The organism is Streptomyces sp. CRN 30, from assembly GCF_034105845.1.
The window spans coordinates 24,284-34,880 of the sequence record NZ_JAVRHI010000278.1; the positions used below are offsets into that span (position 1 = coordinate 24,284).

14 protein-coding genes and 1 pseudogene are annotated in these 10,597 nt (G+C 68.2%); 4 read left to right on the forward strand and 11 right to left on the reverse strand.

Annotated elements, in window-relative coordinates:
• Positions 1–57: 57 nt before the first annotated feature.
• The 10 genes from UW392_RS29590 to UW392_RS29635 form a co-directional block, all read right to left on the reverse strand.
• Positions 58–246, reverse strand: coding sequence for a hypothetical protein (locus UW392_RS29590; protein ID WP_320778210.1), 189 nt, complete (start codon positions 244–246; stop codon positions 58–60).
• The gene (locus tag UW392_RS29595) at positions 237–506 is read right to left on the reverse strand and encodes a hypothetical protein (RefSeq protein WP_320778211.1); all 270 of its coding nucleotides are present in this window, start codon (positions 504–506) and stop codon (positions 237–239) included. The genes UW392_RS29590 and UW392_RS29595 overlap by 10 nt, the downstream gene beginning before the upstream one ends.
• Positions 507–656: 150 nt before the next feature.
• Positions 657–2,741, reverse strand: coding sequence for a cell division protein FtsK (locus UW392_RS29600; protein ID WP_320778212.1), 2,085 nt, complete (start codon positions 2,739–2,741; stop codon positions 657–659).
• Between the two features lie 90 nt (positions 2,742–2,831).
• Positions 2,832–3,035, reverse strand: coding sequence for a DUF6257 family protein (locus tag UW392_RS29605; protein WP_320778213.1), 204 nt, complete (start codon positions 3,033–3,035; stop codon positions 2,832–2,834).
• An 82-nt stretch (positions 3,036–3,117) separates the two neighbouring features.
• The gene (locus UW392_RS29610; RefSeq protein ID WP_320778214.1) at positions 3,118–3,495 is read right to left on the reverse strand and encodes a DUF6251 family protein; all 378 of its coding nucleotides are present in this window, start codon (positions 3,493–3,495) and stop codon (positions 3,118–3,120) included.
• Positions 3,479–3,826 carry an RRQRL motif-containing zinc-binding protein gene (locus UW392_RS29615; protein WP_320778215.1) on the reverse strand — a complete coding sequence of 116 codons (348 nt, stop codon included), beginning with the start codon at positions 3,824–3,826 and terminating at the stop codon, positions 3,479–3,481. The genes UW392_RS29610 and UW392_RS29615 overlap by 17 nt, the downstream gene beginning before the upstream one ends.
• A complete protein-coding gene (locus UW392_RS29620) occupies positions 3,826–4,686 on the reverse strand; it encodes a protein spdB (protein WP_320778216.1) in 861 nt (286 codons plus the stop codon). Before UW392_RS29620 ends, UW392_RS29615 begins: the two co-directional genes overlap by 1 nt.
• A complete protein-coding gene (locus UW392_RS29625) occupies positions 4,683–5,006 on the reverse strand; it encodes a hypothetical protein (protein WP_320778217.1) in 324 nt (107 codons plus the stop codon). The genes UW392_RS29620 and UW392_RS29625 overlap by 4 nt, the downstream gene beginning before the upstream one ends.
• Positions 5,003–5,455, reverse strand: a complete 453-nt coding sequence (locus tag UW392_RS29630) for a Pycsar system effector family protein (protein WP_320778218.1) — start codon at positions 5,453–5,455, stop codon at positions 5,003–5,005. Before UW392_RS29630 ends, UW392_RS29625 begins: the two co-directional genes overlap by 4 nt.
• Complete coding sequence (locus tag UW392_RS29635) at positions 5,452–5,721, reverse strand: DUF6284 family protein (RefSeq protein WP_320778219.1); 270 nt, start codon at positions 5,719–5,721, stop codon at positions 5,452–5,454. Before UW392_RS29635 ends, UW392_RS29630 begins: the two co-directional genes overlap by 4 nt.
• Before the next feature lie 472 nt (positions 5,722–6,193).
• Here UW392_RS29635 and UW392_RS29640 point away from each other — a divergent pair, with 472 nt between their 5' ends.
• On the forward strand, positions 6,194–6,982 hold the full coding sequence (locus tag UW392_RS29640) for a GntR family transcriptional regulator (protein WP_320778220.1): 789 nt from the start codon (positions 6,194–6,196) through the stop codon (positions 6,980–6,982).
• A gap of 3 nt (positions 6,983–6,985) precedes the next feature.
• Entirely contained in the window at positions 6,986–7,741 is a 756-nt protein-coding gene (locus UW392_RS29645; RefSeq protein ID WP_320778221.1) for a glycosyltransferase family 2 protein, read from the forward strand.
• Here UW392_RS29645 and UW392_RS29650 read toward each other — a convergent pair whose 3' ends face one another.
• Positions 7,742–8,383, reverse strand: coding sequence for a hypothetical protein (locus tag UW392_RS29650; protein WP_320778222.1), 642 nt, complete (start codon positions 8,381–8,383; stop codon positions 7,742–7,744).
• A gap of 651 nt (positions 8,384–9,034) precedes the next feature.
• On the opposite strand from UW392_RS29650, the gene UW392_RS29655 reads away from it, so the two are divergent.
• A complete protein-coding gene (locus tag UW392_RS29655) occupies positions 9,035–9,973 on the forward strand; it encodes a pentapeptide repeat-containing protein (RefSeq protein WP_320778223.1) in 939 nt (312 codons plus the stop codon).
• 487 nt (positions 9,974–10,460) lie between these two features.
• Positions 10,461–10,547 (forward strand): annotated as a pseudogene (locus tag UW392_RS29660) (glutamine synthetase); the annotation flags it as partial.
• Positions 10,548–10,597 lie beyond the last annotated feature (50 nt).

Genomic DNA, 10,597 nt, shown 5'->3' on the forward strand with positions numbered 1-10,597 from the left:
TGGCGAGCAAGGGCGGCCCCGGTTCTTTGGCGAGAGGGGGCCGCCCTTGGGTTGTTTTCAGGGGGTGGGGATGGCGTTTACAACGGCGGTGGTGAGGTCGTTGATGGGTTCGGAGGCGCCGGTGGAGGCGAGGAAGAAGCCGAACATCACGGCGGTGAACGCGGCACCGGCACTGAGGCTGTGGTTGCGCAGCAGGAAGAAGAGGACGAGTCCGAAAAGGAAGACGAGCGAGACGGTCACAGCCATGGGGGCTCCCGGTCGGGGTTGCGGTGATGGAAGTGGGGTCGGGTGCCGGCGCGGTGGACGTCGCGGCCGGTGCTGAGGAGGCGGCGGCCGGTGCGGAGCAGGTAGCGGTGTCCGTGGCAGCGGCGGCACAGCTTGACCGTGCGGCGGGCGGGCCGGACGCCGGTCCCGGAGCACGTGCGGCACCGGGCGAACGGCTGCACAGCGCACAACGCTGCGTAACCAGCAAGGAGGAGCAGGAGGGCGAGGCTAGCGAGAGCCACGGGGGCTCACTTCCCTTCTCAGGGCGGTTTCGGGATGTTTCCGCAGGCAGGCCGCTAGACGCTAGTGCGCTGGCCAGCGGCCACATGGGGCGCTAGTAGGGCTGCTAGACCTAGCGGTGGCGGCCGCTAGGTCTAGCACTCGTGCTGGGGTCAGGCGGCGGCTCGATCGGCGTTACGGCGGGTGATGGCGGCGGTGATGTCGGCGCGCTTGATGCCGCGCCGGTTGGCGCCGTCCCCGTCGTCGGTGGTGCCCCACACCTGGCCCGGCTTGATGCCCCAGGGTTTGAGCGCGGCGGTGACGTTCTCCCCCGCCCATCCGGCGTAGGTGTCGGGGTGGGCCGCGGTGAGGCGGGCGGCGATGCGCTCGCACCACACGGCCTTCTCGTCGTCGGCGATGACGTCCAGGACGTCGGCGAGGATGTCCGACCCGGTCCCGGTGTTCTCCGGGCCCTTGCCGACCGCATGGCCGGTGACGTTGCCGTACTCCTCGCGCGCCTGCCGGGCGCGGGACACGATGCGTTCGGCAGCGACGGCGTCGACGAACGCGGAGGCGACGATGCGGGGGTCGTCGCCCTCGCCGGCCATCCAGCAGATGCCGCGGTCGGAGCGGGAGAACATGGTGGCCCGGTAGCCGGACTTGTACATCGAGGTGCCCAGCACCATGTCGTTGGCGGGTTGCCCCATCACCTTCAGGCAGAACCGGAGCACGGCGTTGGCGGAGATGCCGGTAGGCAGCGATTTGGCGTCGGGGCGCTGGGTGCCGAACATGGCCACGATGCCGAGCGCCGGACCGCGCTTGGTGAGGTCGGTGCAGATGGCCTCGATCTCCTTGCCGTGCTCCTCGTGCTCGAAGGGCACCTGGCACTCGTCGAACCCGGCCACGATCGGATGCAGCCCCAGACTCTTGTCACTCGCCAGCTCGGGCGTGACCTTCGATTCCGGGCAGCGGGAGCGGGGCAGCGACTTGATGACCTTGGCCCGGCGGCGCAGTTCCTCCTTCAGCTCCCGCAGCGACTGGACGACGTAGTCGATGTCGTCGTCCTCCTCGCCGGCGCGGTAGCGGTGGCAGACCGGCTCCAGCGCGCCGAAGTCGCCGGTGCCCTTGAAGTCGAACGCGTAGACCTGCGCGCGCGGGTCGAGAGCGGCGATGAGCAGCAGCAGCCGCATCAGGAACGTCTTGCCCATACGCGGGATCGAGCCGACCACGACCGAGGCGAACATGAGGGTGACGGCGACGTCACGCATGCGCTGGTCGTTGCCGAAGACGACCGGCTTGAACAGGTCCACCGTCCCGGTCTTGGCCAGCGGCCAGGCGGGCTTGGTGGTCTCGTTCATCGGCTTGTCCCCCACCCACAGCACCAGGCGTCCTTCGTGCTGTTCGGGGTCGGGGGCGGGCCAGACGCAGCCGGTCTTGCGGCGCAGGCCGGAGGCGAGCGGCTTGCGGGCCTCCATGATGTCCTCCGGCGTCACCCCGTACGGGAGATCGAGGTCGGCGCGGTAGCCGGGCCCGTCCCGGACGATCTCGGAGACGAACCGCAGGCCGTTCATGTCCCCGCCCTTCTTGATCGCGGCCGTGATCTTTGCGTTGCCGATCGAGTCCAGGCCGCGCAGCACGATGGAGCCGGTGAGCTTCTGCACCTCGGTCTTCAGCACCGCCGGGCCGACGACCGGGGCGTCCGGCTGCTGTCCGCCCAGGCCGAGCAGCAGCACGCCGCCGGTGGCGAACGCGTAGAGGTAGGCGGGGGCGAGGACGTAGAGGTAGAGGGCGAAGCCGACGCCGAACACGGTGGCGACCAGGGTGACCAGGCCGCGCAGCCGGATACGTCCGGCCCGCAGGCGGGACAGGCGCATGTACTCCTCCACGTCCTCGGTGCGGACCGCGAACGCGCGCAGGGGTGCGGCTTCGCGGTCCCACACCCACCGGTTCGTCGCGGCCACGAACCGGCACGTCCCCCGCGGGGACATGAGGGCGAGGCGTCCGGCGTACACGGGGATGCGCACCCCGTGGTAGAGGGCGGCGTAGCCGACGTTCGCACTGGTGTGGCGGGCGGTGGCGGTGAGGTCGCGCCGGTTGGTCAGCCAGGAGGCGAGGACCGGCTTGCGCTTCTCGATCCGCACCTTCGGATCCGGCAGCGCCGGATTGTCGACCGCCACCGGCGCGGCGACCGGGGCGTCATCGTCGGGGGTCATGTCAGGCACGGGGCGCAGGTGCGGGCCCGTCGCGTGCTCCGTCATGCTGGGTACTCCCTGCTGCTCAGATGGGTGGTGAAGGGGCCCGGGGGCGGCCTTGTTTCCTTGGCCGGGACGACCGCCCCCGGGGCGTGGCTACTTGCCGTTCCTGGCGCGCTCGGCGCGCTTACGGGCCTGCTCCTCGATCCGCTCGACCTTCCGCTGAAGGTCGCTCTGATCGATCCGCCCGCCGCTCTGGCGGTCGTCGGCGAGCCCGCGCTTGGCCATCCGGGCGACGTACCAGGCGACCCTGGCCTTCTCGCCCGCGGTCAGGCTGAGGCGCTCACTGCTGCTGCTCACGGCTGTCTCCCGCTTCCGGGCCGGACTGTCCGGCTCCCGACGGCCCCGAACCCGGGTGAGGGTTCGGGGCCGCGGGGAACCGTCAGCGCCGGCGGCGGGCGCGGCGGACGGTGTCGGCGGCGCGCTTGCCGTCCTCACCCCCGACCGACCGGACCACCGTCACGACACCCCATGCGCACGCGGCGGCGATGAGGGCGAGGAGGGCGAGGTTGGCGGCCATCGCGGTGAGTACCCCGACCAGCAGCGGCCCGAAGTACACCCCGGCGGCCACCGCACCGGCCCCGACCCCGGTACCGAGCGCCACGCGCTGCACGGTGCGGTCCGGCGGCGCCTGGTGCACGTGCTGGTGAACGACCTGCGGCCCGCCGTACGGCGGCGCGGCCGGTCGGTGGTCGGCGGTGTAGGTGTACGTGCCGTCCGGGAGCTGGACGACCCGGGGCACATCAGGCAGCGATTCCATCGCAGACTCCTTCGGGGTAGGCGCACGGCACGCAGGTGCCGAGCGAGGTGGGGATGACGTAGCCCGCATCGGCGTGGCACTGCGGGCAGGTGCGGCGGGCGCGGTTGGCCTTGGCCAGGGCCGCCCGCCGCGCGTCGGTCATGGGGCGGACCGGCTTGGCCAGGTCGACCCGGTACAGGTAGGCGACCAGCGGCGGCCGTCGGCGGCGCGGCCGTTCGAGCTGCGCGGCCACGTCCTGCCCGCCGGGCCGCAGACCGCGAGCGCGGAGTTGGCGGCGGGTGGCGTAGCCGTCCGGGGCGAGCCGCCACCGGTACACCGGCAGCGCGCCCATTACGCCACGCGCTTCCACGCCGCCCGCAGGCGGACCTCGGAGGCGGAGTGACCGGCCGCGCGGAACCGGGCGGCCATCTCCCGGTACGACAGGGCGGGCGTCTGGCTGTGCCGGATGTGGTCGACCAGCGCGTCAAGCTCCGCATCGGTGAGGACGGGCGCCGCCTCCAACGCGGGGACACTGACCGGCTCGGTGGGGCCCCACACCGGGAGTTCCCAGCGGGGTGTGACGCCGGGTGTGACGGGGGTCGTCACGCTGGTCAGCGCCCTGCCGGTGTCCTCCCCGTCCCGCGCCGTCGCCAGCGTCGACCAGGCCCTAGAGAGGGTGGCGGCGGTCTTGGCCTGGACGCGTGCGACGCGCGCACCGGCCTGCGTCACGGCCGTCAGCCGCGTCTCCTCCGTGGCCGCTTCGGCACGCAGCCGGGCGCGGGCCACGGCCGCCTCATCCCGCGCCTCCTGCTGGATGCCCCGGATCGAGTCGAGCGCGGACGGGGTGAGCGCGGTCCGCTCCCACATGCCATGCACCAGCCACAGCGCCTTGGCCGCGATCGGCAGCCACGCGACCGCGAGCCACGCGCCGGCGGAGTGGTCGGCGGTGACCGCGTGGGCGACCAGGACGCCGGTCGCGATGAGGCCGAAGGACCAGCCGACGGCGGTCACGGCGTTGCTGTGGTCGCCCTGCGCGGCGAGGCGGCGTTCGTAGGCGAGGGTGGCCAGCCATCCGCCGTCGATACCCAAGCCGACGACCAGGGCGACCGGCCACGGCATCACGGTGCCCAGCCACATGACGACCACGGCCAGGGTGAGGACCATGGACACGGCCGTCATTGCGACGGCCGGAAGTGCGGTCTTTGCCTTCACAGCACACCCCCCATCCGCCCGGCACGGTCGGCGTACGCGGTCAGCACGATCTCCGCACCGGCAAACTCGCCTTCGGCCGCGAGGACGCGGGTGCGGCCCTCGCTCTGCGTGCGGTAGTCGACCGCGTCCACCGCGATCCCCAGCGCGGTGCGCCACTGCTCGAACGCCGCCAGGCTCTCGCACGAGGTGTCGTGGAAGGACAGCCGCAGCCGCTCCGGGAAGATGGGGGAGACGTCCACGGCGGGGGCGGGCAGGTGCGGGAAGTCCACGGCCAGCAGCCGCAACACCCGCAGCGGCACCGCAAGATTCTCCAACGTCACAGCGCACCCCCCACCGTGATCAGCGCGGCGAGGATGAGCAGCGCCCCGCCCGCGCAGGTGAGGTCGACCGCGCGGCGCAGGCAGGTGAACTTGACCACCGCGAGCCGCGACAGACCCGCGATATCGGCGGCCAGGTCCCCGCCGATGGCGTCGTGGATTTCCTCGGCGGTGAGCGTGGCCCACAGCGGGAAGCCGTGCCGGCCGCGCAGGTTTGGGCGGGTCGAGCGCAGTAGCATCCCGGCCGCGCCGACCAGCAGCGCCATACCGAGACCGCCCGCCACCATGGCGGGCAGCGTCAGGGGCGCGTCCTTGGCGACCGTCCACGTGCCAGCGAGGACCGCGCCGACGAACGCCAGCAGCAGGCCGGTCTTGGTGTCGGTCCGCGTGATCTCCGTCTTCACCTCGGCGTGCGCGGTCATCAGGTTCCGGTTCTGGTCGGTGGCGCTCACGCGGCACCCCCCGTCAGGCCCGTGGCGGCGGTGCGGTTGACCAGGGCGACGCGGGCGGCCAGCGCCCGGTGCCGGGCCCGGCGGATACGCCGCTCGTCCAGCTCGGACGGGACGCGGTCCAGGGTGGCGATGTGCGCGTCCAACAGGTCGACGTCCGCGAGGATCACGGGCATCTCCCGCTCGATTGCGTCCAGCTCAGCGGCCGTCGGCTCGATGTAGTCGGCGAACGCGGTAACAGCGTCCTGAACAGTGACGATGTGTTCCATTGGGTCGTGTTCCTCTCGAAGGGTGAACGGCCCGAACAGCGCCCCCGGTGTTCCAGCACCGGGGGCGCGCCGTTGAAGTCGGAACATCCGGCTCCCCTCACGCTGCTCGTGCGAGACGAGCAGCGGAGGCAACCGGCCGCAGCGAAGCGCTGCGCAGAGGTTGAAGATGTGTCGCTGTCTCCTTGGGGAACACGGGCTCCCGTTGCAGGCGTATGGAGACGTGACCTTTCGGTCTAAGCCCTCCGGACTGCCAAGGGGTCCGGGTCCCTCGCCCCCGCGTACGCGGGGCCTCATGACCCCCGAAGGGGCCCTTTAAGTGCAGGCAAAACAGGGCAGAAAGCACTACAGGACTTCCTGTCCTCAACTCCTCCTTAGGAGCTGTCACGACTATGACGGACCGTCGTTGAGTCGTCAACTCCTCTTGAGGACCTATCCTGTGAATGCACCCCAACCAAGGGACGGTGGAAACCGAATGGCCAAGGCGTATGAGCGCATCGCTGACGACCTCAGGCAGCGCATCCGCGCAGGTGAGTGGGGTCCGGGCGAGCGTCTGCCGGCCGAGACCAAGCTTGTGGAGGACTTCCGCAAGAGCCTGCCGACCGTGCGCCAGGCGCTCGGCGTGTTGCAGGCAGAAGGACTGATCGAGAAGCAGCACGGCCGCGGCAACGTGGTCCGCAAGGCTCGCCGTCCCGTAGCGAGGACCAACGAGCGCCACCAGTGGGAGAAAGACCGTGCCCGGCAGACGCTCGAAGAGCGGAAGCAGACGGGGGCCACCGAGCGAGACACGGGTCTGACCATCTCTGACCTGGTCTTCAGTGCCGAGTTCGCAGAGATCCAAGCAGATGAGGACTTGGCCGAAGCCTTCGGCGTGCCGGTCGGCACACGTCTCCTCGAACGCGTCTACCGCACTCGGTACCGCGAAGAGGACTCGCCGTTCAACATCAGCCGGTCCCGGTTGATCTACGAGACGGCGGCGGCCAACCCGGACCTACTCGACCCCGGCAAAGAGCCGTGGCCCGGCGGTACTCACAATCAGCTCCATACCGTGGGCATCGAGGTGGACCGTGTCGTCGAGCGTGTGACAGCCCGCCCCCCGACGTTTGAGGAAGGCGAAGAGCTGGAACTGACCGCGGGGGTCGCCGTCATGGTTCTGCGGAAGACGAGTATCGACACGGACGGCCGTGTCGTGGAGGTGGCCGACGTGACGCTGCCAGGAGATCGCACCGTGCTGGAGTTCACCACTCCTTTGGCCAGGTGGTGACGCATGACCGAGACCATCACCGTCATCACGGCCGTGCACGCACCCGGCGCTGAGTACCTGCCGGACGCGTACAAGTCACTCACCGAGCAGGAGATGCCGGCCGGTTGGGAGTGGCAGTGGGTCATCCAGGAGGACGGCGAGACGGACGCCGTCGCTCCCTACGTGCCCGATGACGAACGAGTGAGCTTCGGGCAGGGGCGCGCCGGCCGAGCGGCCATGGCGCGAACGGTAGGTCTGGCGCGTGCTCGCGGTCGGTACGTCAAGGTGCTCGATGCCGACGACATGCTCACACCGGGCACCCTCGCACGCGACATCGCTGCCCTCTCACACGTCGAAATCGGATGGACCACGTCCCGTGTCCTCGACCTCTTGCCGGACGGTTCGACGGTGGGCTTCGACCAGGACCCACCGGCCGGCCCCATCGAGCGTGGAGCCGTCCTCGAACACTGGAAAGCACACGACTACCGCGCCCAGGTCCATCCCGCCACGCTGTGCGTGCGGAAAGACCTCCTCATGGCCATCGGCGGATGGATGGCGCTCCCGGCCTCGGAGGACACCGGGCTTCTGCTCGCGCTCAATGCTGTCGCCCGCGGATGGTTCAACGCGGAAACGGGGCTCCTCTACAGGAAATGGCCGGGACAGGTGACCAGCCAGGCAGCACACGTGCATGAGGGCGAGCGGTCCGCTCGCATGGCAGTCATCGGTGCACGTGCGGAGATCCTGGCGGAATGCACGGGATGGCGCTTCGAGGGCGAGTGATCAGTCGCCCGACTGCGGACGGGCGGGTGGGAGCACGAGACCTCGCGCACTGTGCTCCTCCGCCTGGAAGGCGCCGCGGACTCCTAGGTCGTTCCTCGCGGCCTCATGGAACTTGTTGATCGCCTGGAACACCGTCCGGTGCAGCGCACGCCACTCCTCCAGTGTGCCGTCTGTCAGGCCCCGCGCTCGCCAGTCGATCGCGTGGACCGCGTCACCGAGTTCGTGCGCAGCCCCAACGACACCATCCTCAGCAAGCAGCATCACCCGCTCGAACGCACGGCCACGGTGGACCACCGTATCCGCCAGCACAAGCGCCAGCTCCTGCTCGGTCTTCTCCTCGACCCGCATCCCATGGCGTACCTCGTAGAGCGCTACGGACGCGTAGATAGAGGTGCGGACGCGGTCGACGTACTCGGCGTACGCATCGAGCTTCCGCTCATCCCACCGTGTCAGCATCGTGTACTGCGTCCGCTGACGCTCCATCCGATGATTGGTGAAGTGCGTCGCCAGCCCGCCCAACAGCACAGCAGCGATCGTGACGAGCTGCCCCAAGACATCCACGGGCCTTACCCCCCTACCTCTGACCCAGCGAGGATCATAGGGGCTCGTGTGTTCTGTGGGCCATGCGTCGTCGATGAGCACCCTGTGACCATGGAACAGGGTGCCGCTGCGGTACAACCTCCCCCACGCCTATCAAGGCTCGCTTCGTTCGCGGCCGACCGACCTCAGTCGCGAGCGCCGACTATCCTCTGCCTGGGGCTCATGGCCCGGTGACACAGGGAAGGCCCGCGAGGAACCGCCGCCGCGGTCCGGCCTTGGAGGGAAGACGCTTTAACCGCCGTAGGACCTCAAAGCACAGGAGCGCGAAACGCCCCCATTCAAACCACCAGACCCGGGCTAAAGTCGAGATCGATCAAAGATCGAGGGGCCGCGCACGCGCGGCGGCGTCCGTGCGTCGCCACCACTCAGCGGCCAGAAACCCAGCACCGTGCCATGGGGCAGGGGATTGCCGCAAGGCAGGCCACAGACGCTTTGTGTTACCAAAAAGGCCGGATCGCGGCGACGGTTCCCCTCGGGCTACCTCGCTACCGTGGTCGAGGCCCCGTGGCTGGGGCGGTCACCTCGCGACTATAGCCAGCCACTTCGGCGAGCCTCGAAGATTATGGCGCACATCGGGCACTAATGGGCAGGTCCACATGCCTGCCCGATCAGCAGGCCAGCGTAAGGGGCCATGATCAATCGCGCCAAAGCAGCCTCCGGCCAGAGTCGCTACGCCGACCTACGTTGACTACCGTGGAAGCGGGCATCTCGGTTCGTATACTTAGCGGAACAGGTAAGGGGGAAAGCTTGAATAAGCAAATGGGTAAAAGAATCGCCGCCGCGATCTTCCTACTTCTCGCGACATCGGCATGGATTGCACTGTTGCTTTGGGGCCCATGGATTGTAGATGGTGACAGGCTTCGCACTCTGACACCTGGCGCAGGGGCGGCTGTGAACGGCTTCAGGACCGCTGTAGCGGCAATCGGCGTTGGGGCGGCAGCACTCGTAGGAATCCTTTTCACTTATCAGAATTACCAACTAAGCCGCTCGGCTCAGTACACAGAGCGCTTCGCCAAGGCGATTGAGATGCTTGCCGACGAGAGTGAAGCTCGACAGCTTGGCGGGATATATGCACTAGAGCGAATCATGAAGGATTCAGCCTATGATAGGCCTGCTATCGTCGAGACTCTAGCGAGCTTTGTCCGCAGCAAGTCGCCCGCTCCGGAACTGCCGGACGGGGACAGCGGTTACATCGAAGGCCGTAAGAGCCCTGTGCCGGAAGCGGCACGAGCCGCTTTCGATGTGCTTGCTCGCCGCAGTGTTAATCACAGCGATCCAGTGATCGACCTACAGCGCTGTGACCTTAGGATGATCGAACACGAAGAAGCGAATCTGAATCACGTTAACCTCTCAGAGTCGCACCTTGGACAGGCGTTTCTTCCTGGCGCTAAAATGAGGGACGCATATCTTATGCGAACGAAGCTTACGGATACATACCTTGAGTATTCCGACTTGAGTCGCTCCAAGTTTCCTGAAGCTGAGATCGATGGCGTCAGGCTTTCCGGCGCGGTATTGGACGGCGCCAATTTCGCCATTGCGCACGGAATGACCGAAGATGCAGTCTCGGAAGTCAAATCCTGCGAGCAGACAATCTTCCCGTGGACTGATCTTTCAGGTATCAGTGTAGAATAGATGTCAAGCACCTAGGGCTGTCCCGCAACGGCGCCGAGTACGGGACTAGCTCACAGATCGCAGGAACTCTGCTGTGCGAATCACGGAGGATAGCGCCTGCGGTACAGCACGGACGTATAGCAACCGTAGAAACCTCAGGTGGCCATCCTCGGCCGCTAAGCACCCCGTGACCAGGTCGAGAGACTTCAGCAATCTCACTGCCCGTAGTTCGCATCGAGGGCGCGGCGAGTACTCAACTGCGTGACAACGCCAGTGAACAGCGGTGAACGAGCGCGGACGTCTGCGGACTGTCGCAGCAGGTGACAGGCACAACTGCCCAAGCTCAGACGTCTGCCTACGTTGCTTCGGGACGAAGCGGTCGCCGGGCCGTCTGTGGGCCGTCGGAGGAGGACTTGCAGCGGCCAACAACGACCAACGACGGCCGCTTGGTCAGCGGTCGTGCCTGCAGATGAGCCGATCGCATGAGGTCGCTTCCGGGCCGCAACACTTCCTCCGCAACAAGCGGCAGGAGTGGGAGGAGTACCGCTCCGAGGTGACCGCGTTCGAGCTGCGGAAGAACCTGCCGGTGCTGTAGGGGCGGATCGCCTCTCTTGATCGGGCTCGGGCGGCAACGGGGCTGACGGT

Coding starts and splice junctions, on each gene's coding strand:
- UW392_RS29645 (WP_320778221.1), top strand. CDS start 6,986: ATGACCGAGACCATCACCGTCATCACGGCCGTGCACGCACCCGGCGCT.
- UW392_RS29610 (WP_320778214.1), bottom strand. CDS start 3,495: ATGGAATCGCTGCCTGATGTGCCCCGGGTCGTCCAGCTCCCGGACGGC.
- UW392_RS29590 (WP_320778210.1), bottom strand. CDS start 246: ATGGCTGTGACCGTCTCGCTCGTCTTCCTTTTCGGACTCGTCCTCTTC.
- UW392_RS29600 (WP_320778212.1), bottom strand. CDS start 2,741: ATGACGGAGCACGCGACGGGCCCGCACCTGCGCCCCGTGCCTGACATG.
- UW392_RS29640 (WP_320778220.1), top strand. CDS start 6,194: ATGGCCAAGGCGTATGAGCGCATCGCTGACGACCTCAGGCAGCGCATC.
- UW392_RS29615 (WP_320778215.1), bottom strand. CDS start 3,826: ATGGGCGCGCTGCCGGTGTACCGGTGGCGGCTCGCCCCGGACGGCTAC.
- UW392_RS29635 (WP_320778219.1), bottom strand. CDS start 5,721: ATGGAACACATCGTCACTGTTCAGGACGCTGTTACCGCGTTCGCCGAC.